We start from the raw sequence: 21,686 nt of genomic DNA on the forward strand, positions 1-21,686 counted from the left end.
CAATCGGTCAAAAAACTCTAGTACAGTGCAACACTGTCGATTTGCATCGTTTCCTCGACATCCAAAATGCCGAAATGATTTCGCCAATAAATCTCTGTATGGAACCGAACCGGTAGAAAAATATCCTTGATTAAAGCGAGCTTGGCATGTGCCGTTTCACTTTCCGACTGCCCGACGTAAATCAGCAGCTCATCTTTTTCTTCGCAATTGGCGTAAATGGTAGAGTGAGAGAAAATTTTGCGCATCGTATCCTTGAGCAGGTACACCGCTTCGCCGGTCTCATACAAGCGCAAAATATTACCTGCGATAATCTCTCGCTCCTCTTTGGTAAAAAGTCGGATATTTTCCTGTACCCGACTGCCGAACAGCCCCGCTTCCAAGTCGCGCAATACAAAACGGATGTGGTATTCACGCTTGTTCATCCCTTGCGACAGATCAATCTCGGCCAGCAAATGGATGATGATATCAAACAAGGTATGCCGAAGCTCTACATCGTCCGAGTAATTGGCGTCGAAAAGGTCACGGAAAATATCGTCGAAGCGGTAGTACGGATTCACTTCTACTGTCTTGTCCACCGTTTTGGCGTTGATGGCCTCATGACTCAGCTCCATGTAGGGCGAGTACACTTTGGCCGCTTGGAACTGGATGTCTTTTTGGGCGATCCCTGCACGTTTTGCACGAATAACCAAATCCCAGATGTAATTCAAGCCCATTCTCCTTCACACTTGTATTCCGGAAAATACATCTGAACCTCGGAGACGAGGAAGCTCATCATGTCTTGGAGAAGAAAGCTGTTCGCCCCGCGTCTCCGAAAGCCGAGAGCCATGATCTTCTTGTCGTTTTCTACACGGACGTTATCGCTAATGAACGGATTTAAGCCGTACGTAGCGGGAGGCCGATTGTTTTTGTCCCGGATCTCTACATTCACTAGCTCCAATTGTTCAGCGGCTTCAAAGGAATGGACGATTCGGATAATCTCTCCTTTAGCCCGTACGGTCATCGCCTGCTTCCGCGCATAGCTCCCAACGAAGCTGTTTTTGCGACGATTGGACACCAATTCGTAATCCAGTCTCCCGATGCGGGTCGTGACAGGCTGTGTAATTTTGCATACGTTCCAAACTCCCGACTTCTCCTGAGGCGAGACGATCGTGAGCTCTTCCGGCGAACGCTTGATGTAGCGAATCAGCTCCTCATCTCCATCCACCAAATATCCGTGCTCACTACCCGTCTTGCGTAACGACAGGACATGCTCGAAGTTCACCCGGTCAATGGCAGGTACGGGAAAGCCGATGTTTTTTAAAGCCAAACGCTCGATGTTCCACAACGGGATCACGTCCAGCTTTCTGTAAGGCTCCCACTCATCAAGGGTAATCGACATTTCCAGTATCTCTTCGTCTTCTGTAAACGTGCCCTCACAGGCAACCAGAATGACATCGAAAAACTTGCTGGCGTAAGGGTGATTCACCGTTTTCCACGGCATCCCGTTCTTTTGAAACATGTTGTACAGCTTTTCCAGCTCATCCATATACACACGACTTTGTTGGAGGCGCACCTCGATTGGATAGTGATTGCCTGTCGTGTTCAGACGACCCTTGAAGGTTCGCTTGCTCATCATCAGCGCCTGAATCTTGTCATATTCACACTCTAAAAAGATCGTCATCATGACCGCTTCTTCCTGGTTGCTGAGCCTGACCGCCAATTCTTTGCGATCACATATCTTCTTTTCCTCATCGCCAGGGATCATCGGGTACAAATACTCATGGATCGGGTCAAAATCATCTCGATGGCAGAGGGTCACGTAGATGTCATGCTTATCTTCCTTGTCCTCGATCTCGGAAAAAACACGCTCCTCCAGCTTCTTCTGCATCTCCTCCTGATACTCGACCAGGTTGAGGAAGACACCGTTCATGATCTGCTTGAGTAGCCTGCGCTGCTCCAGCTCCTCCATTTTGTTCAAACGATCCAGTACGATCTCTTTCATGGCGTTTTCGCTGCCTCCTCCTGTGTCGGATTGGCTGTAGCTGGTGGATTAGCTTGCGGTGACTGAACTGGTTGAGTCGCCGGAGCTGTCTCGGCTGGCGGGGCTGCTTGATTGGTCGGCGCTACTTGGGGCGCCGGAACTGGCTGGTAAGTTGGAGCCACCGGATTGACTGGGACTGCCTGATTGATCGGAGCTGTCTGGTTAACTGGTGCCGTTTGATTCACCTGAGCTGCCGGAGGTTGACTCGCAGCACTCGTCCCTTGCACAGGAGGTTGGCCTGCTGGCGCACCTGCCGAAGGCGGAGCAGCAGGAGGATTTAGCTTCTCCTCTGCCTTTGTCACCTTGCGCTCCATCGCCAAAACTTTTTCCAGCACACCAATCTCCTGATAAATTTCCTGCGCCTGCGTATACGATTGGATCGCTCCCTCGAAGTCTTGCGCCGCATAGCTCTCGTCGCCTTGCTTCTCCAGCTTGTCACCATCGAGCGTCTTCTTTTCCTTGTCAATGCCGGTCTTTTTGGAAGCTACCTCATCCAGCTTGGTGCGAAGCTCCTTTTCTCCTGTTACAAAAGACGTTTCCAACGCCAGCTTGCGCGCCTTTTGGTAATAGGCTTCTGCACCAGCGTAATCCTGCGCCTCAAACAAGAGATCGCCTTCCTTTTTCCACTGCATGACGAGTACATACGATTGCGTCTTTTCTTTCTTCTCCAAAATCTCCGGTTCGTTAAAATCTTCGCGCCCTTTCATTTCCTTGAGCGCCTTGTCGTACTTATCCAATGCCTTGGCGAACTGCTCATCTTTTACAGCCGTATCTCCATCCACGATCAACTGTGTAATGCGGATTTTTTTCGCCAAGAGAGTGGCTTGAATTTTGTTTTTGACGATATTTGCGGCATTTCGGGCTTCGCTGTACGCCTTGAGTGCCTTCGGATAATCGCTCTCCGCAATGAAAGCGTCTCCGGCTGTTTCATGCTCGAACATGCCTGTCGCAGCATCCGCGATGCGCTCCGCTTCTTTCATTTTGAACAGCAGAGCTCCGCCTCCAGCCAAGGCAAGCACGAGAAGGATGAGTGCCACCCGTTTGATAATCCGCCATTTTTTTTGCGGGTCTGTCTTGAAAATTTTGTTCGCAAAAATAGCGGCTGCCGTGTAGTTTTGAACGACATGCTCTTGCTTGCTCAAAAGCACGTCTTCCAACGTATCGATCCAGGTTTCAGGATCTGTCGCCTCTTGAAGCCCGTCCTTCATTTCGGCCGAATTCACCTTTTCCCACAGACCTGGGGTGGCAAGCAGAAAAACATCACCGTCATAGAGCGGAAGCTTCTTGGAGATAAACGGGCGAAATTCATTGGGTGTCCCCAAATAGCTCAAGAGATTATGCCGCTCCTCGTGCTGATCAAGCGAGTCCTCTGCGATTTCCTCCCCATCCACCATCTGTTGGGCAAGACTCTGATCCTTGCTTTGCCATTGCAGTCGGCCATTGCGAAACTGATACAGTCGGGTGTTACCAGCGACACCGTATCTCACTCTGGCATAGTCCGTTACGATTACCGTCAAGCTCGCTTTTAATCTGACGCGATGGCTCTCGGCTTGCAGGACACGATGGGCCTCCTGTAAATAGCGGCGAATGCGATAACGCGAAATAGACGGCCTCTGCAAAAAGTAGCCCAGAACGCTTTTGGCCGCCAACTCTGCACTTTCTACTTCCTGATCGTTGTCCAATCCGCGGGCGATTACCCAGCACGCGATATCATCCAGCTCGGCATAGGCAAAGTAATCCTTGTTGCGAACGAAGCTGCCTGATTCGGATAGAAACCCGGTAATGAATTCACTGTTGTCCTTTCTCATTCGTACTACCCGCTCCCCCGTTACCAGCCTTTTTCCAGGATGAGAATGGTTGCGTTGTCCTGATTGGCTTTTTGCTTGCTTTCCACCGCTTCAATGATTTGGTCAGCCGCGTCATGGGCAGCGATTTTTTGGAACAAAATCTGCTCGAGCTCCATCTCGGTTAACGTATCGTAGACGCCGTCACTACACAGAATGACCTTGTCTCCCTTCTCAAGTGGAAACGGCTCACGTCCAATTTCAATATTTTGAAAGTTGTCGTAGCCCAAGTAGTTGATCAGCTGTTTTTTCTGCGGATGCTCCAGCGCCTCGTCCTTCGTAATCTCGCCGGACAGAAAACGAGCCTCCAGCACCGACTCATAAATGTCTTTTTGATTGATCGGGATGAATTCTCCATCCCGGAAAACAGTAATGATACTGTCTCCAACCGCTCCCCAGTACAGCTTGTCCTCTACGATTACGCCAGCGACCAGCGTGGTCCCACCCCGACTTCCTCTCAGCGCCTGCAAAATCTCCGAATTGGCCAGAGAAGCAGCCCGGGAAAAGAAGAGGGACATATGCTTCGGGTTGTCCAGCTTTGTAAATTCTCGGATAAATGTAGTCACGGCAAGCGTTGAAGCAAGTCTGCCGTTAGCCAGTCCACTGATTCCATCAGCCAAGATCGCAATCGTCCCATGAGACGATGTTGCTGTAGAAAAGTAATCATCCTGTTCTTCTCGTCTGCCGATCGTCTGTCCATTTCCGATCTGGATGACGGGATTCTTTTCTTGCCGGATCAAAGTTGCACGCAGACGAAACAAAAGAGTAATGGCAATGATCACGCCGAGGACGACCAGATACGGGATTGCGCCCTGTTGAAACATGCTCATCATTCCTTGCCTTTGTTAGAGTTGTCCCACTCGAAGTGAACACCGCACAGCGGGATGAAAATAAAGGTACTCTTTCCGAGCTGAAGCACATCGTACGCAGTAAGCTCGACTGGTGTGTACACTGCTTCATTGTTATGATAGGCAAGCCCCGACGCATCACCCGGGAGCAAGTAAAAGTTGCGTTTTTTCGGATCGTAAACAATTACCGCATGATTGCGTCGAGAGATCGTGTTGTCTCCGACGATTCGGATATGCATATCCTCTGCGCGACCGATGAAGTTCTTCTCCGCCATAATGCGGTAATCTTGACCTTGTTGCGGCCCCTCAATACATACCAGCCATCCGGTAACAGGCTCAATTCCTTCTGTTTCTCCCAGGTACGGCATCGTTTTATCGTCGTCTGCCACTCTCGCTGGTGCTTTGTTGTCCGGCTTTGCCCCAGGCTCAACGACCATACTGCAATAAGGGCAGGTACTTCCGTGTTTTCTGGTGCTAAACATGTGACCATTCGCGCATCTTGTCAAACTCATTCTTCTGCTCCCCCGTTTCGTTCCGTGCAAGGACGATATGTATGTGTGTAAAAGCGCTGTTTCCGCCGTTGTTATTTCAACAACAATCGGGTATTGGCTATGTAAATGATGTCGCCAGCCTTAACGTTATGCGGCTGTTCAATCTCCAGCTTGCTCTTGTCTCGTTTGTTCGGCTGCTTGATGCCTGTGCCGTTTTTGGAATGAATATCCTCGATGAACCAGTTCCCAGACGCTTGATTCAGAACCGCATGCTGCTTGCTGATCAAGGCAGCGTATTCCGCGTCCGCCAAGTCGATGTCGACCTCGTTTTGCGCGGAGCTTTTGCCGATCAAAAGGGATGTCTCCCCTTGGATGAACCACTCCTTCACGCTCTCTCCATCTTCATCTAATAGAACCAGTTTGGTGACGCCATCCTCTTTCTTTGGCTCTGGTTCGTCGGGGCTTCCGAATTTGACGATAATGACCCCGAACAAAAAGAGTCCGAAGGCAATTCCTGTAATAATTTTCAGAGTGTTGCTGTCCGTATAACCAAAGACATAAATGAGTGCACTAATCACAAGAATGGAAATCAGTAGCTCTATGAGCTTCACTCTGATGGACTTTTGGTACCCTTTTTTCTTCGCCACATCTTTCCCCCCAATCAACTACCTATAAATGCTCTTGTTCAAAAGACGAATTTTTGAACTTCCTCTTAAGAAAAATGCTCCGAGCTTTGGGCGAATGGTGTATGTATGGACATCCATCCAAAGACAGGAGCAGGTTGCTACTACCTCTATGTCATGAAAGAGCTGTCATCCAAGCCCGATTTTTCCATCTTATTTTTTCTTCATGCGGAAAAACTGTTCAAACATATCCGTTGTATCCAGTGGATTTTTTTTGCCGGACTTCATGCTGTCGTTCATCTCGCCTGTCTTCGGATTAAATCCAAAAAATCGTTCAAAGGTGCTTCCCAAATCTTCGAAGTTCATACCCGATGCAGTCTGTGCTTGCTGTTTGCTTTGCCCTTGTTTCGTGCCACTTGTATGGCCTGACTGTTGTTTCTTCTGCTGAAAAGCTTCGTAACGCGCGTCGTACGCCTCGCGCAAGGCTGGGTCCTGCAATGTTTGATAGGCCTCGGTAATTTCTTTAAAAATTCTCTCTGACTCACTGCTCCCGGCATTGACATCCGGATGATGCTGCTTTGCCAGTTGACGGTATGCTTTTTTGATGTCATTCGTGGAAGCTTGTTTGGTTAGCCCCAGAATCTCGTAATAATTTTTCATGCATGCACCCTCTGTCTGGCAATGATTTTGGTTATTTTGTAGAGCCGTACCTCGAACACGGCTTTCGAGGTACGGCTCTTCCTACCTTACTTCTCTCAAAACCTAAACAGCGTAGCCGCCTTCGATTTTGGTGTGTTCGGTTTTGTCTTTCTTTTGCTTGATGAAGATGCTGAATGTTCCTACACCCTCGGTATCGCCAAAGCTCTCGTTGTAATCCACTACGAATGCGTTCGGGAAGTAGATTTTGCGGATCACTTGATCAGCAGCGATTACTTCCAGTGTTACTTTGCGGTAGCAATCCGCTTTTTCTGCTGGTACCAAAGACCAGAGAGCCAGCTTCATGGTGTCATCCGCACTGTCACCATCTGTTGCAGTGATGATTTTGCCAGTCAGTTTCAGTGTTGCACCCACATCTGTGGAGCGCGCGTTGGAATCGTCTGGCGTGTCAGTGTCGTACTTTACTGTCTGAATGTTGTCCATGCCCAGCTCAATTGTTTCAGAACCTTCTACTTTGAGTCGAAAACCCATGAATAAAACCTCCTTGAAATGAAATCTTGCTCTCGAAATACCTGATTGGCTTCGAGGCTTATGTGTAAGGGTGCGTTTTGGGAAACACACCTCTAACCACCTGCGTAATGTGTCAAAAAGTTTCATAAACAGCTCTCCAGGGGATCAATGCTATGCTTTGACCGGAGTCGTTCCTTTGGTGATGGTGACCTCCAGATTTTTCACATTGCCGTTGAACACCAGATCGATATGGCACAGATTGCTCTTGTCATCGATGATGTAGCTCATGTCATCACCATCGTGAATGATGGAGTTCACGAAGCCGCGTGTGCCCAGCCATTTGCTTTTTTGGCTGCTCGGATTGTTACTGAAGAACTTCACGATGTTGTCGTGTTTGAAATCACCAGTCTGGAAGCGGAGAATCCGCTCGATATAGGTGCTGACCAGTGTTTTGTAGATGGAATCAAAGCCGTCCTCTGCCATGGCGAGGCTGCGTGCCTTGTACACCGTAATGCGCTTGATATCTTTGCCTTGGATTTGTGCATTTTCCGAAGAAAAGACGAATCCAAAGTTTTTGCGGTTGATGGAATCTTTAATGTTGTTGGTGAAGCCAGAGATTTCTTTGGCCATTGTCGTGATAGCGCGCAGTCCATTTTCACCTGCTTCGATGTCAAAGCGCACACCCGGATATTCGCGGCTAACCACTTTGAATGTCTCACGCAAGTACTCTGGACACTGGTACGCTGCCACGACACCAGCAGCTACATAGCTGGCACCGACATAAACACCCTCGATCCACAGCTTCAGGATGTCTTCTTTTTCCTGGGACAGCTTCACGCCGTCTTCGGTTTGCAGCATTCTGCTGTCGATGACAACTCCTGATTTATCTTTCGGAATAATCGTGAAGTTCGGAATGCTCGGGATCGCGAATTCACTGAATTCTTTGCGCACCAGGATTCCGCACTTGTCGATGTATTTATCAATACCCGCAGTCGCCATGCTGTTGAAGGTCGTTTCTTCACCTGTACTGAAGCTGAAGAACACTTGTACCTTGAAGTCCTTGACGACTTGGAGCAGCATGGTGAGCGATTCCATCGTATTGCCGTCCTGCTTGACGACTTTTTCGTTCCCACGGAAACGCTCGCGAGTCACTTGTGCTTTTCCGGCGGAATCCATATCAACAGATGGAACAATTCCGAACCAGATCGTATCCGTGAAGTCATTTTTCGCGTTGACCGTGTTCAGGTAAGTCTCCAGACGTGGAATGTTGCTGGACTTCACGAGCATGTCGAGCTTCGTATTCGTGATCAGCATAGCTGGCTGCATGCCTTTGTTCTTGGTCACGTACTGATCGAAGAACATCTTCACGCCCAAAATTTTCTCAACCAAAGGCTTCACCGTTTTTACGAAGTCGTCCTTGGCGTTTTTGTAAAACTCCAGATACGTATTGTAGTTTTGTACCTCTGTCTCAATGTTCACTTCGGTATGTACCGTCGGCAGCGGGCAGAAGGTGCGCACCACGAGATCTTTTACATAGGAGGATGGCGTCTCTGTGATCAACTCGTAATCCTCTTCGAAAACGTTCATCAGTCCGTTTCCGCTGTTTTCATCGAGAACCATCAGCTCGCGGCTGTCACTCTTTGGTGCCTCGATAATCTTCAGTTCTCCGTCTTCCCCAATCGTCAGCATCCCGATCTGAATCGCTTCGGATTGGTTCTCTTCTTGTGCGCCGCCCAAGAGCAGTCGTGTTTTGATATCTTCAATTGCCAGCGGCAGCATCGCCATGACGTTGTTGTAGTTTTTGCTGGCATCCTCGAACATCGTGTTCAGCTTGTCACCGAGATCGAGCTTCTTCGGATCACCATCATCGAGCTTTTCGTAATGGCCGTACAAGTAGTGAATCTCTTTGCGCACCTGACGGATGTCATCCATCACTTTTTTCGGGGAAATCATATCGAGCAAATTCTCGAATTTGAAATCCACGTTTGTGATCCCTTGGCTGCGCTTCGTATCAATCAGGGTAAACAGCATTTTCAAGAAGTCGTTGCTCTGATCGATCTTGATCTCAGAAATCGCATCCTCTGCAATTCCGTCAGGCTTTTTCAAGGTGTACATCACTTTTTGGTTCGCTGCATTGTAGAACGAATAAACGCTCGGGGAGAACTTGTCCAAAAACTCATCGAAGCTGCGCACGAGGAGGTGCTCGTTGATCTCCTTGATCTTGTCGTCACTGAGACTGTCGATGCCTTTTACATCTCCAACAATAGTGATCAGGTCCAATTTTTCCGGGTTGATCTCTTCGAACAGCATGGTTCGGTTGGTCTGGTTAATAATGTCCATAAATGGCCCCTTTCTGTTGTCTGCTTAACCACTTAGTCCTACTTGATAGATGATGAGTCCTACTTCACAAAAGAAAATACAAAACGTGACATTTATACCAAAAACAAGCAGAAAATCTTGCCTTTAAATTAAACTTTGCCCGCATTATTTGTCAACATTCCGCGAAACGTGACAAATTTCCTATACCTCATCGACCAGTCCCAGTATTTAGACCCATTTTATTCCACGAATCTTCCTTTTCTTGGATTCTCGTTTTATGCTGAAGACACAGAGTCTCCTTTCCTAGTTCTTCGAAAAAATTGTGATAAGCACAGCCTTGTCCACTCTCTTACTAGGAAAGAAGCACAAGGACTGATAGATATTTCTCCCTAGTTGCCGCTGGGGAGTATTATGCATTCACCTCATATTTACATAAATGGGTGTTATTAACTTTTATATACATCGGCAATAGGAAACCGATCTTTTATACGAACAAACATTTATAGGTAAATCGTCCCATTTTAGTAAGGTATGAACTTTTTAAAATTTTTTTCAGAAAAAAGGTGAATGTATGTACAAAAATCGTCAGTCAACCCTCTCTCTGCCGCCACTTTTTCGAATGGTGGTCATTGGACTGCTCCTTCCCATGCTCTTCTTGTCCGCCCCTCTTACTGCGGGGGCAAATGGAACAGCAGATGCGGGAGTAGACGCGGTCTTTGTCATTGATACGAGTAATTCCATGAACAAAACGGACCCTGGCAAAACAGCCGCAGAGGTCATGAGTATGTTCATTGATATGAGCGAAGCCACGCGTACCCGCATTGGCTTTGTCGCTTATAATGATCGAATTGTACAAGCTCAGTCTCTAGCGAGCATGGCCGAAGCAAGAAATCGGGAACAGCTCAAGCGAACCATTCAAGGGATGCGGTACTCTGGGTATTCGGATTTGGGACTCGGTTTGCGCAGAGGGGCAGATCTGATTGAAAAAGCAAAGGACCCGGCACGCAAGCCATTTTTGATCCTTCTCTCAGACGGGGGAACAGATTTGCGGCAAAATGCGGGTGGCAGGAGTGTGGCAGCATCCAACAAGGACGTGGAGACAGCTATCGCAAAAGCAAAAGCGCAAGGCTATCCAATCTATACGATTGGCCTCAATAGCGATGGCTCCGTCCAAAAGGATCAATTGAAAAAAATCGCAGAGGCAACAGGCGGAACTTCCTTTGTCACACAAAGTACGGATGATCTGCCCGAAATCTTCAATCAGATTTTTGCCAAGCATATTCAATCGCAGCTCGTATCAGTGGCGGCCATGACAGCTACCGGGGGCTTGCAGGAAGTGACCGTGACCATTCCTAACGCCAGCATGCAGGAAGCGAATATTATCCTATTGTCGAACAATCCGCTGCTGGAATCGCAAGTGTACTATCAATCGCAAAATGTGCATTTTATGAAATCTAAAAAATACTCCCTGATGAAAATAGAAAAGCCGAAGAAGGGAAACTATCTCGTAAAATTTAGAGGCAAACCCGGGGATTTGGTGAAAATCAATTTACTGGGGAATTACAGCTTGATGGCTGGTGTAGAGGTCAAGCCTGAACCTGTGATCAAGGGGAATCCTGCTACGTTGACTACCTATCTCCACCATCTGGAGGGTGGCAAACGACTGGATGACAAGGATGTGTACGCATCCATGCAAGCAGAACTGATCGTAACCGATCTCGCGGGAAAAAAAGAAGAAAAGGTCCCGATGAAGAATCTTGGCGATAGCTTTACAGTCGACTACGTCTTCCCTCACACAGGCAAGTACGAGTGGAGAATTTTTATGAATGGCCCGGACTTTTATCGCGAGACGGCTACAAGCGTTTTTGATATCACGAATATCGCGCCAGTTGCTGCCTCGGTAAATACCTTGACGATCGAGAAGGAAAACGGTGAGCAGGCTATCGATTTAGGTTCGTTCTTCACCGACGCCAATAACGACAAGCTGACCTATACCATCGTCACCGCTGATCCAGACGAACGATTTGTCGCTACGATTCAAGACGCGGCTCTGAAGCTCTCACCAGAGAAAAGTGGCACTTCAGAAATCACCATCACCGCCACAGATGTGGAAGGAGCAAGTGTCACAGGCCCGCTCGTCATTACCGTACACTCGGTATGGGATCGCTACATCACCATCGGCATGATTGTGTTACTCGTAGCTGCGATCGGCTATGGTGTTTACCTGCTTACACGTCCTAAACCTGCCTTTGTGGGTCGTCTTGAGGGGTATTTCCTGCACACGGCAAGCGGCAATGACATTCCTGTCAAGTTTTGGCCTCTCGCCTCCTTTGGCAAGAAACAGCGGATCACGTTGCAGGATCTGTTCACCAGTTTGGATGTGAATGAGCATTTGCCCGAAGCGCAGAAGATTTACTTCCAGCCAGGAAAAAATCAGACGCTACTCTTGGTCAATCATAGTCACTGCACAGTTGAGCGGGGCAAGGAAGCCATGCCCCGACATAAAAAGCTCGTCCTCCAATACAACGACAAGGTGTATGTGACCTTCGAGGATCGGATGACCGAGATCGAAATTCGCTTTAAGAAAACGTCTAGTGAGGAAGCTTCCTAAAAGAGAAGCGCGCCTTTCCCTTCCAAATCAGATGCTCTGCACGAATCGCTGTCGCAAACAGCTTGAGTGTGGGGCATCTTTTTTTCGAGTCGACGGCCAAGCCCCACATAATGACATTCGCCAGGAGCAGCGGAACCTCTGGGTTGATCGTTCGAAGCGATGGCAAGCGATCCTCAATCACTCTTGCCGCCACATCAACGGGACGCTCTTTGGTCAGACAGTAATACAGCGTGGCAGCCAGGCTGTAAATATCCGAGATTACTCCTTGCTTGGATTGACCCGAGTAAAACTCAAGCGGTGAATATCCTTCTGTCGTCACGATCGGCTTGGGTTCATCCTTATCGAAATAGATCGCGGAGCCAAAATCGATCAGCATAGGATGACCAGCTTCTGTGACCAAGATGTTTTTGGGCTTGATATCGCGATGAATGATGCCTTTTTTGTGCAAATAGTCTAATCCGTCAAATACCGGAAGTACCGTCTGATGCAAAAATGCTCCCAGATCAAGCTCGGCTTGGGCTAATACATACTCATCCAGCGTCTTCCCTTTGCAATAGTCAACGACGAGATAACCTGTGCCATTTCCGGCAAAATGGTCGATGTATCCGATGATAGTTGGATGATTCAGTTCTTGGTGTAGGGACGCCTCTTGCCAAAAGCTGTCTAGTAGCATGTCGAATTTGGCTTGTAACGATGGTCTGCGACAAATGACCTTCACGTGATCCAAATCTCGCATAGCTAATGCTTGAGGGAAAAACTCTTTGAGAATGAGTGTCCGCTTGCTTTTCATATGGTAGACCACATACACATTCGACAGCTCACTTGTGGAAATGGTCTTTTTGATCCGATAAGCTTTTTGCAGGATCGTGCCTTTTTTCAGACCTCTTTCCCGTTCTATCTGTCCCATGTCATGGCCTCCCCTATCTTTCCTCTCAAAAAATGATAACGAAAGATGGGGGATTCTGGCAATATAAAGAAAAAAGATGGAGAGAGGAATGATTGATCATGGCACATTTGGAATCGTTGCTTCACGTACAAGTTCCCGTAAAAAATTTGGAAGAGGCCATTGTCTGGTACTGCAATCACCTTGGCTTTTCCTTACAGGTGCGGTATCGTACTTCCGCTTTTCTTGCCCTGTCTGCGGGGCCCACCTTGATGATATGGGAAACAGATGAGCAGACGTCCGCAACCTTTACCGTTGATCATCAACCCATGCCTGTTTTTTTGTACACCACTTCCGATGTGCATGCACTCCATGAATATTTGCAGGCCCATGAAGTCTCGATTACCCACTACCAAAACGATGGCTTCGGATGGGTGCTCAAGTTTTTTGACCCGAGCGGAAACATGTGGGGAGTCATTCAGAAGAACAACTAGTCAGTTGGATATGGAAAAAACAAGAGATGGCACCCTATTCAAATCATAACTTGTGATGATTTTTCACAGCTTTTTCTTTGATGTTGCCGCTGCTCCCATACGTACTTGCCCCGTTGATAGAACGGAAACGCGATAAAGGTCAACAGCATGAGGATGGCGAAGATGAGCGGCCCTTGTCCAAAGCCGAGTACCTGGAGCAATACTCCGCCGACCCACGCACACACACTCTGTCCAAGGAAGGCAAAGCCGCTGGCGCCGTAATACGCTCCACGTAAATGCTGGGGAGCGATCTCCCCGATCAGGATATCTCCGACGACAAAGCACAAGATTTCGCCGATCGTAAACACCACCATCGCCACGGAGAGCCAAAACAAATTCGTAAATAGCCCGAAGCCGAACAGCCCCAGCCCAAACAATAGACAGCCCAGCTTCAACGCGGTCATCAATGAGTACCGCTTCATAAACTTCGCGAGCGGATATTGAAGCGCTAAAACCGAGATAGTATTCACTACAAACAAAAAGGAATATGCCTCTATTCGATCATGCCCAATGTACTGGGAGAGTGTGGTGTCCAGATGTGAGTAGGCACCAGCAACGAACAAATTCCCGAGCAACAAGTAAAGAAATACTTTGTCTGTAAAAACAATCCGTGCCATCTGATTCATGGTGACCGGATCAGCAGCCACGTCCTTCTTCAACTGTTCCTTGAATATGACCATAAATACCACCAACACAGCTGCGTACACGGCAAAAATAATGGCTGTGACGAGGAAGGGTAACAAGGATGTGCTCCCTGCGCCCAGCTGCAAGCCGATTAACGGACCGATTGCTCCACCCAGGTTGATTGCGAAATACCTGGCATTGAAAACAGCTGCCCGCTGATCATCCGGCGTGACATCCGCCAGCAGGGCGCGGGCAGTCGGCTCAAATACGTTTCGAAAAAGGCCGTTGCAGGCACTTAAACCAAAGAACATCCACGTCTCCGTCGCAAAAACGAATCCGATCAAGACGATGCTCCAAGCTCCCATCGCAGTGATCATCACTGGATATCTGCCCAATCGGTCTGACAGTGCTCCCCCAGCAAAGCTACTAATCGTTCCAACCAGCAAGCTGAGTGCGAGGATCGAGCCAACGATCGCCGGATCAATTCCTTTTACCTTTCCTAAATAAATGCCCAAAAACGGAAGCGTCATAAAAAAGCCTGTGCGTGACAAGAAGGTTCCGATAATGACACCCCATGCCACCGGATGAAATCTCATTCTCCCCATCTCTCTTTCCCATTCCCGTTTGTTATCTCTCGTGTTATCTTCAGTATATGGATCTAGAAAAAGGTAAAAAAGGGTTCGATTTGATTGAATCTGATCACCTTTTCGCACATGCATTTTTATATGAGAAATGGGGGCCTGCATGGTTACCGTTCTGCATTTTTTAGAGCTTCGTTCGTTTTTTCATCAAGAAGAAATCGGGAAACCGTTCCCTGTCTCCATCGAAAAGCTGGCTGGGATTTGGCATTGCACGCCTCGCTACGCCAAGCTGATTGTCCGTAAGCTAGTCGAGCTGCGTTGGATCGAATGGAAGGCGGGACGCGGGCGAGGGAATGTCTCGGTCATGACGCTTCATACTGATTCTGATGAAATCCTCCTCACCGAGGTCAAGCTGCAAATAGACAAGGGCGACGTCAAAGAAGCGATGGAGCTCATGAATCGCTACGGCAAAGCTGCCGTCAAAGACCAGATCATGGATTGGCTCTCAGAAGGAATGGGCTTCTCCAACCACTCGGTATCGAACCGTTCCCAAGATATCATCCGCTTTCCGGTGTACCGCACGATTGTGACGCTGGACCCTGGACACGCTTATTATCACTTCGATGCCCATTTGGCGGGACAGCTATTCAATACGCTCGTCCATTATGATCTGAACAGTCGATCTATTTTGCCTTCCATCGCCCACTCTTGGGAAAGCAGCCCAGATGCCAAGCAGTGGACCTTTTATTTGAAAAAGAACGTGCTTTTTCACCATGGACGGGAATTGACTGCCCATGATGTCGTGTTTTCCTTGAATCGACTACGTTTTCATCCAGACACGTATGAAGCAAGCTGGATGTTTCGTGACATAGAACTGATTGAGGCTATGGACCAGCGAACCGTGCGCATCCTGCTAAAAGAACCGAATTACTTGCTGCTGCGGCTACTGGCAACGATTCACGCAAGCATTGTTCCAGAAGAAATCGTTCGGCAGGATGAAAAAGGCTTTGGAGAAAAGCCAATTGGAACCGGCCCCTTTCAGCTGACCCGCCTTGACGAGGGCATCTGTATTCTAGAGGCATTTCCAGCTCATTTTCTTGGGAGACCGCAGTTGGATCGTGTGGAAATTTTGATCTTCCCCGAGTTGGATATGGGGCGCCTAAAAGAACCAAATTGGGCGTCAGTGATGGTGTCGCACGGGGTCCAGTCGAAAGCACAAGCATTGAAGGAAGCAGTCATTCAGGATGGTCAGGACTGGTGCGATACGGAGGCGTTTTTTTCCTGCTGCAATTTGCTTGTTTTTAACCAGTGGAAGAGCGGTCCGCACAATCATATCAAGTTCCGCCAAGCGCTGGATAGGCTAATTGACCGGAATCAAATGATAGCCGATTTGGGCGGAGATCGCATACACCCGGCAAAAGGCTTCCGCACGTATCACCCTGCTTTAAGGGAGGTAAGAGCGAGAGAGAACCAGCAGCCCTGCCATGCTGAGATCATGTCCCTGCTACAGGAAAGCGACTATCAGGGAGAAACATTGCGTCTCGTGACCACAGCCTACCATGAAGAAGATGCGCTATGGATTCAACAACGATGCGGCGATTATGGCATTCATCTGGAAGTCGCCGTGAGAGAACCATGGGAATTTTCGAATCGCGATTGTTTGCCTGAACATGACTGCCAGCTATACGGCAATGTGTTTAGCAACGATCAAATTAGCGAGCTGGAGATGTATTTGCAAAGAAATTACTTTCTCCCCGCATTTGATGAAACATTGGCTCGGGCGATCAACAAGGAGATTTGCTTGACGTTTCAGGAGCCAGATCGGCTTGCTCGGGAACACCATCTCGCCAGGATCGAAGCCGTGATCAAGGAAAACTATGCTGTCTTGTATCTGGTTCAGAAAAAGACCCTTACGTCGTTTCACAAGTCTCTACGAGGCGTATCGATCAATTCGTCGGGCTGGCTGGACTTTCATAAGATCTGGTTTCAGCCGGAGGCGTTGCAGCAGCAGTTTTAAGAAGGAGCTGTGGTGGAGGAAGAAGTGCATTTCCAGTCTACGCTTCGGCCTCCGCCCCGCAGGGGGGAAGACTGTCCGCTCCGAAATGAATGGCGGGAGCGCTTCAAACCAGAAAACGTTCCAACGTTTTTGTATGTGATAAAAGCTGAAATTCCCCGCCATTCATTTCTACGCTAGGTAGGGCTCCAGAGGCGCTTGGACTGGAAATGCACTTCTTCCCACGCGGCTTTTGTTCACAACAGTTTGAAAGGTCGTCCTGGAAGACGTTATGAAGCTCCCCCTGGGTTGACCTTCAAAAACGCTGTAAACTAAGCAGAAAACAACAGCTGTACGGAAGTCCTGTCACATGTTTGGAAGGAGACCGCCCGAACGAAGAGAGGATATAGGCGACTGGAAAACATGTGGCAGGGCTTCTCCCCGACCACAACCGTTCAAGGACATCTTTATTCTTTCAAGCTAAAAAAAGCAATCCAAGAGCGACCTTGGACTGCTTTTTTCTAATAAGAAACTACTTTGACTGGTGATAAACTTCTTTACCTGCTACAAAAGTCATTGTCACGTCAAATTGTGTATTCAAAACCGTGATATCTGCATCGTAACCTGCTGCCAGACGTCCTTTTCTGTCGCCAAAGCCAAGGATACTTGCTGGCGTATGGGAAGCCATTTCCACTGCCTCTGGCAACGCTACTCCACTCAACGTCACCATATTACCGACGGCCCGATTCAGCGTCAGGATACTTCCAGCAAGTGTTCCGTCTGCGAGCTTTGCCTGGTTGTCGTGGACGTGAACCTCTTGTCCACCAAGGTCGTACGTCCCTTCGCCCATCGCGGCTGCCCGCATGGAATCGCTGACGAGGGCGAGACGTTCAGCCGTTTTGACCCGATATAAAATCTTCATGACTGCTGGATGCACATGGATGCCATCTGCGATCAGCTCTGTGCTCAACTGCTCATGATACATCGCGGCGCCCACTACGCCCGGCTCCCGATGATGCAGTCCTGTCATGGCATTGAAGCAATGTGTAAAATGGCGCACGCCCGCATCTACCGCTTCCGTCGCCTGGGCAAATGTAGCGCCTGTATGTCCAGCAGACACGATGACATCGCGTTCTTTTAACCATGCAATCGCTTCAAGTGCTTCCGGTTGTTCAGGCGCAATCGTCACGACCTTGATCAGACCTTCTGATAACCCGTAAAGCTTTTGCACTACATCGAGCTTGGGGATCGCGATGTTTTCTTCTTTTTGCGCTCCCTTGTAACGAGGATTGATCCACGGGCCTTCCAGATGGATGCCGATCGCTTCTGCCCCCGGAAGCCCTTCCCTGCTGTTCTGCGCGATGTTTACCAGCACCTGCTCCAATTGATCATAAGGAGCTGTCATCGTCGTCGCCAAAAAAGACGTCACCCCATGCCGTGCAAGTGCAGTCGAGATGGCCTGAAGTGATTCCGGCGTCCCGTCCATCGTGTCGTATCCATCAATCCCATGCATGTGCATATCGACGAATCCAGGGCAAATCCAGCCATCCTCTACTGTCACCACATGATTTGGCAAAGCTTTTCCATACTCATCAGCCTTGCCAACATAGGTGATCTTTCCATTTCCCACGACTACGAGACCATTATGCAATTCCTGTCCATCTGCGACAAGGTTCCCCTTGAGAGCGTATTCCTGGTTCACTCTGATTTCCTCCGTCTTTCGCGTGGCTTTCTTTGCGCGTTTATTCTACTGGGGTTGCCCCAGATTGCTGCAAATCCTCGTCGTCTCCGCTGCCAGCTTTTCAACGAGCTCACTCGCACTAATTTCCTGGCTGAGTGGAGCTGCTTGCCCCGCCCACATCGACATGTACGCAATTTGCTGCTGCTTGCCCGCTGCGGCTCGAATGTCTTTGGTCAGGGCATTTTGTACCGGATAGGTCGGGAGCTCGTGATCAAATGGGGCGAGCGTTGTCATAAACTCATTTTGAATACCCCTTGCCCATTTACCAGAGAAAGCACGTGTCATCACGATGGACTCTTCCCTCGTCTCCAAAATGGCCTTCTTGTGCAGGGCATGTGCTCCGCTCTCCTTACACGTCAGAAAAGCCGTTCCGAGCTGTGCCGCTTGTGCCCCGAGCGCGAGTGCTGCTGCGATCCCTCGACCATCCATGATCCCTCCAGCCGCGATGACGGGAATCTTGACCCGATCCACCATTTGCGGGACGAGCGCCATCGTTCCAATCATATTGCCTGGTGAATCCGGCAAAAAGGAACCACGGTGCCCGCCTGCTTCGCTGCCTTGAGCGGCAATCATATCAACTCCGCTCGCTTCCAATGCAATCGCTTCGCGAACGGTTGTCGCTGTTCCGATGACAGTGATTCCCCGCTGCTTCAACTCTGCCATCAAGCGATGATCCAGAACACCAAAGGTAAAGCTGAAAACCGCGGGCTGTTCCTCCAAAACGACAGCCATCTGCTCACCAAACGGCTCTGTAAATTGCGTCACCTTCGGGTTTTGCGGGATACCCAGTCGATCTCGTACCTCATTCATTGCCTGGGCAATGCTCTCTGCGATCGGCTGGTCGGCATCATAATCTTCCGGGATAAACAGATTCACCCCAAACGGTTTGTCCGTTAACGCCCGAATGGACTTGATCGCCTCACGAATCTGCTCAGGAGACATATACGCCGCACCGAGCGTTCCGAGTCCCCCTGCTTCTGAGACAGCGGCTACCAGGGCGGGTGTGGTCGCCCCCCCTGCCATTGGCGCCTGAATAATCGGCCATTTCAAATGTAAACGCGAAGTGATAGGATTGTTTGTCCACATGGTAAATCCACTCCTCAGCTTATCGTTGTTCAAAATGAACAACCGCTTTTATTGTTTACTAGTTGATTGGTCGTCGCTGCGAATCCATTCAAGAAACTGAGCCAACACCCGGGCGGTTAACCCCCAGATGACACGCCCGTCCACCTCATAAAACAAATGCTCGACTGTCCCTTTTCGCCACGGATATCGCTTGCCACCCGGGATCAGATGATAAGGAAAATCCTCTTCGGGCTCGGTCATGACTGAGGAAAGATACTTCGCTGGCTGTGTTGCCAACAGCCGATCGAGTGGAAGGATAAAGACCTCTCCGACCTCGTCTGGATTCGGCTTCATATCTGGAATTCCTTCCACGAATCCAATAAAGGGCGTAATAATGGAGGAGCCTGGCCCAATCACCTGATCCAGTTCGCCTACAAAATGAATCCGATCAAGTGGAATACCCAGCTCCTCGCTTGTTTCCCGAGCAGCCGTCACCCAACGGGATTCGTCACTCTTCTCAGCTCGCCCTCCCGGAAAACAAACCTCGTTCGCCTGTCGCCGCATCGTACTGGCTCTTTTTTCAAATAAAATGCCTAGCTGGTTGTCAGCCATTTTGACGAGCGGGAGCAAGACACTGTATGCGCCGCTCGTCCCTCGTTCACGTTCTTGCAATCTCTTGGAAATCTCCTTGATGGCAGGAACAAGGGAAGCCGCCCCTGATTCCTGTGGCAGGTACTGGGAGACCTCGATCAAATTATGGTCCGGATCACGCAAATACACCGAACGAATCGGCCCGATGGCGCCTGTTTTTGGAACAGGTCCTTCCACCAAATGGACGCCGCATGCATGAATATGCTGGATGACTTGCTCCAGTGGAAGCGATGTGACAAGACATAGATCAGCGGAGCCTGCGACTGGATGCATCGCTTTTGGCTCCCATTCTTGTCCGCTTTGATGCAAATTGATTTTTTGCTGGCCGAAGTGCAGGGCCATCCTACCGTCGCCAAACGTTACAACCTTCATTCCCAGGACTTTTTCGTAAAAGTGACAGGTTGCTTCGATGTCTTTTACCGTCAAAACCAAGTGGTCTAATCGATCGATCATATGCCTTTACTCCTTCTCGTCCCGATACATGCTTATGCTGATATTATAGCAAACACAAGGCGGTTGCTTCTTCCCCCCATTGTCCTCCAACATTTCCCTCTTTTCAATTCCCAAATTGCCTGATCTCCACTTCGCTGTATACAAAAACGAGCGTCTCCCTCGTAACTAGACGGGAAAACGCTCGCCAAATCCACAATTTGCGAAACTATGCTTTTGAACGTGCCAGCAAGTACAAGAAATACGGAGCACCGATAACGGCTACAACGATACCAGTCGGAATCTCTGACGGCTGCATGATCCAGCGTCCGATGGTATCAGCCACGATGACCAATAGTGCACCCGCTAGCGCTGCTGTAGGCAAAAGCATTTCATGCTTTGGCCCCACTAGTCTGCGGGCCAAATGCGGACCGATCAACCCGACAAAACCGATGCCTCCACTCACTGCCACGCAGGAAGCAGCAAGCCCGACTGCGGCAGCCAGCAGCTTCAATTGCTCTTTGGCAACGGGTGCACCCAAGCCTTTCGCCAACTCTTCTCCCAAATTGAGCACGTTCATGACACGTGCTTTGTAAAAAACATAGGGGATTAAAATGGCGATCCAGGGCAGCAACGAAAGAACGAACTTCCAGTTGGTCCCCCAGATACTACCGGCGAGCCAAGTCGCCACAAACTGGTACTTATCCGGACTCAGCTTCAGCGTCAAGACGATCATCGCGGCACTCATCCCAGCCGCCACGGCAATCCCCGTCAATACAATACGGGTCGGAGACAATCCCTTGTGTCTTTTATATGACAAGACGAAGATCAGCGCTGCTGTCACGCTGGCCCCAAGCAAAGCCAACACCGGCAGCAAAAAAACAGGTGCGGCAGACGTCGAGGGATAAAATGAAATGAACAGCATCACCATCAAGCCAGCACCAGCGTTGATCCCTAAAATACCGGGTTCGGCCAATGCATTACGGGAAATCCCTTGAATAATACACCCAGATACGGCAAGTCCTGCTCCAATCAGGAGGGAAATAACAATCCGCGGCAAGCGAAATTCAAACAAGATCAAGCTTTGTTTGTCTGTTCCAGAACCGATCAGCGTCATCAGCAGATCGCTTGGTGACAATCGTATGTAGCCTGTGTTCATACTGATGATAAACGCGATGAAAATGAGGATAGCGAGTATCGTCATAACCGCAAAGGCTCTATTTCTTTTGCGGGTTTGGTAATGGGAAACCATATGCTGCATGA

Annotated in this window: 18 protein-coding genes; 3 read left to right on the top strand and 15 right to left on the bottom strand. The window is 49.1% G+C overall.

The genetic code is table 11. The annotated features are described in order from the left end of the window. Nucleotides 1-17: 17 nt before the first annotated feature. The 9 genes from POF51_RS15775 to POF51_RS15815 form a co-directional block, all read right to left on the bottom strand. Nucleotides 18-713: an iron-dependent peroxidase gene (locus POF51_RS15775; RefSeq protein WP_069848081.1), complete on the bottom strand. Its 696-nt coding sequence runs from the start codon at nucleotides 711-713 to the stop codon at nucleotides 18-20. After that, nucleotides 704-1,981, bottom strand: a complete 1,278-nt coding sequence (locus POF51_RS15780) for a normocyte-binding protein (RefSeq protein ID WP_069848083.1) — start codon at nucleotides 1,979-1,981, stop codon at nucleotides 704-706. Before POF51_RS15780 ends, POF51_RS15775 begins: the two co-directional genes overlap by 10 nt. After that, nucleotides 1,978-3,828, bottom strand: a complete 1,851-nt coding sequence (locus tag POF51_RS15785; RefSeq protein WP_069848085.1) for a PP2C family protein-serine/threonine phosphatase — start codon at nucleotides 3,826-3,828, stop codon at nucleotides 1,978-1,980. The genes POF51_RS15780 and POF51_RS15785 overlap by 4 nt, the downstream gene beginning before the upstream one ends. 20 nt (nucleotides 3,829-3,848) lie before the next feature. Beyond that, a complete protein-coding gene (locus POF51_RS15790; protein ID WP_017252080.1) occupies nucleotides 3,849-4,688 on the bottom strand; it encodes a PP2C family protein-serine/threonine phosphatase in 840 nt (279 codons plus the stop codon). 5 nt (nucleotides 4,689-4,693) lie between these two features. Beyond that, nucleotides 4,694-5,224 (bottom strand): FHA domain-containing protein, encoded by a 531-nt coding sequence (locus tag POF51_RS15795; protein ID WP_017252081.1) that lies wholly within the window; start codon nucleotides 5,222-5,224, stop codon nucleotides 4,694-4,696. A 71-nt stretch (nucleotides 5,225-5,295) separates the two neighbouring features. After that, the gene (locus POF51_RS15800) at nucleotides 5,296-5,850 is read right to left on the bottom strand and encodes an FHA domain-containing protein (protein WP_069848087.1); all 555 of its coding nucleotides are present in this window, start codon (nucleotides 5,848-5,850) and stop codon (nucleotides 5,296-5,298) included. Nucleotides 5,851-6,039: 189 nt separating this feature from the next. Further along, entirely contained in the window at nucleotides 6,040-6,486 is a 447-nt protein-coding gene (locus tag POF51_RS15805) for a J domain-containing protein (protein WP_069848090.1), read from the bottom strand. Nucleotides 6,487-6,588: 102 nt separating this feature from the next. Beyond that, the gene (locus POF51_RS15810; protein WP_069848092.1) at nucleotides 6,589-7,014 is read right to left on the bottom strand and encodes a membrane-associated protease 1; all 426 of its coding nucleotides are present in this window, start codon (nucleotides 7,012-7,014) and stop codon (nucleotides 6,589-6,591) included. A 150-nt stretch (nucleotides 7,015-7,164) separates the two neighbouring features. Next, the gene (locus POF51_RS15815; protein WP_069848094.1) at nucleotides 7,165-9,333 is read right to left on the bottom strand and encodes a transcriptional regulator; all 2,169 of its coding nucleotides are present in this window, start codon (nucleotides 9,331-9,333) and stop codon (nucleotides 7,165-7,167) included. A gap of 550 nt (nucleotides 9,334-9,883) precedes the next feature. On the opposite strand from POF51_RS15815, the gene POF51_RS15820 reads away from it, so the two are divergent. Then, nucleotides 9,884-11,923: a VWA domain-containing protein gene (locus POF51_RS15820; protein WP_069848096.1), complete on the top strand. Its 2,040-nt coding sequence runs from the start codon at nucleotides 9,884-9,886 to the stop codon at nucleotides 11,921-11,923. On the opposite strand, the gene POF51_RS15825 is transcribed toward POF51_RS15820, so the two are convergent. After that, complete coding sequence (locus POF51_RS15825; protein WP_069848098.1) at nucleotides 11,904-12,830, bottom strand: serine/threonine protein kinase; 927 nt, start codon at nucleotides 12,828-12,830, stop codon at nucleotides 11,904-11,906. The genes POF51_RS15820 and POF51_RS15825 overlap by 20 nt on opposite strands. A 98-nt stretch (nucleotides 12,831-12,928) precedes the next feature. Between POF51_RS15825 and POF51_RS15830 the strand changes: the two genes are divergently transcribed. Then, a complete protein-coding gene (locus POF51_RS15830) occupies nucleotides 12,929-13,300 on the top strand; it encodes a VOC family protein (RefSeq protein ID WP_069848308.1) in 372 nt (123 codons plus the stop codon). A gap of 38 nt (nucleotides 13,301-13,338) precedes the next feature. Here POF51_RS15830 and POF51_RS15835 read toward each other — a convergent pair whose 3' ends face one another. Further along, the gene (locus POF51_RS15835; RefSeq protein ID WP_069848100.1) at nucleotides 13,339-14,559 is read right to left on the bottom strand and encodes an MDR family MFS transporter; all 1,221 of its coding nucleotides are present in this window, start codon (nucleotides 14,557-14,559) and stop codon (nucleotides 13,339-13,341) included. A 148-nt stretch (nucleotides 14,560-14,707) separates the two neighbouring features. Between POF51_RS15835 and POF51_RS15840 the strand changes: the two genes are divergently transcribed. Further along, nucleotides 14,708-16,561 (top strand): SgrR family transcriptional regulator, encoded by a 1,854-nt coding sequence (locus POF51_RS15840; RefSeq protein WP_069848102.1) that lies wholly within the window; start codon nucleotides 14,708-14,710, stop codon nucleotides 16,559-16,561. Between the two features lie 508 nt (nucleotides 16,562-17,069). Here POF51_RS15840 and nagA read toward each other — a convergent pair. The 4 genes from nagA to POF51_RS15860 form a co-directional block, all read right to left on the bottom strand. Continuing rightward, the gene (gene nagA, locus POF51_RS15845) at nucleotides 17,070-18,239 is read right to left on the bottom strand and encodes an N-acetylglucosamine-6-phosphate deacetylase (RefSeq protein ID WP_069848104.1); all 1,170 of its coding nucleotides are present in this window, start codon (nucleotides 18,237-18,239) and stop codon (nucleotides 17,070-17,072) included. A 45-nt stretch (nucleotides 18,240-18,284) separates the two neighbouring features. Continuing rightward, a complete protein-coding gene (locus POF51_RS15850; protein ID WP_069848106.1) occupies nucleotides 18,285-19,364 on the bottom strand; it encodes an NAD(P)H-dependent flavin oxidoreductase in 1,080 nt (359 codons plus the stop codon). Between the two features lie 48 nt (nucleotides 19,365-19,412). Beyond that, the gene (locus POF51_RS15855; protein WP_083261646.1) at nucleotides 19,413-20,447 is read right to left on the bottom strand and encodes a VOC family protein; all 1,035 of its coding nucleotides are present in this window, start codon (nucleotides 20,445-20,447) and stop codon (nucleotides 19,413-19,415) included. Nucleotides 20,448-20,652: 205 nt separating this feature from the next. Next, nucleotides 20,653-21,684 (bottom strand): FecCD family ABC transporter permease, encoded by a 1,032-nt coding sequence (locus tag POF51_RS15860; protein WP_069848108.1) that lies wholly within the window; start codon nucleotides 21,682-21,684, stop codon nucleotides 20,653-20,655. Nucleotides 21,685-21,686: the final 2 nt, after the last annotated feature.

Origin of the sequence: Brevibacillus sp. AG, assembly GCF_028369215.1 — a bacterium.
In the GTDB taxonomy this organism is placed as follows: Bacteria; Bacillota; Bacilli; order Brevibacillales; family Brevibacillaceae; genus Brevibacillus; species Brevibacillus porteri.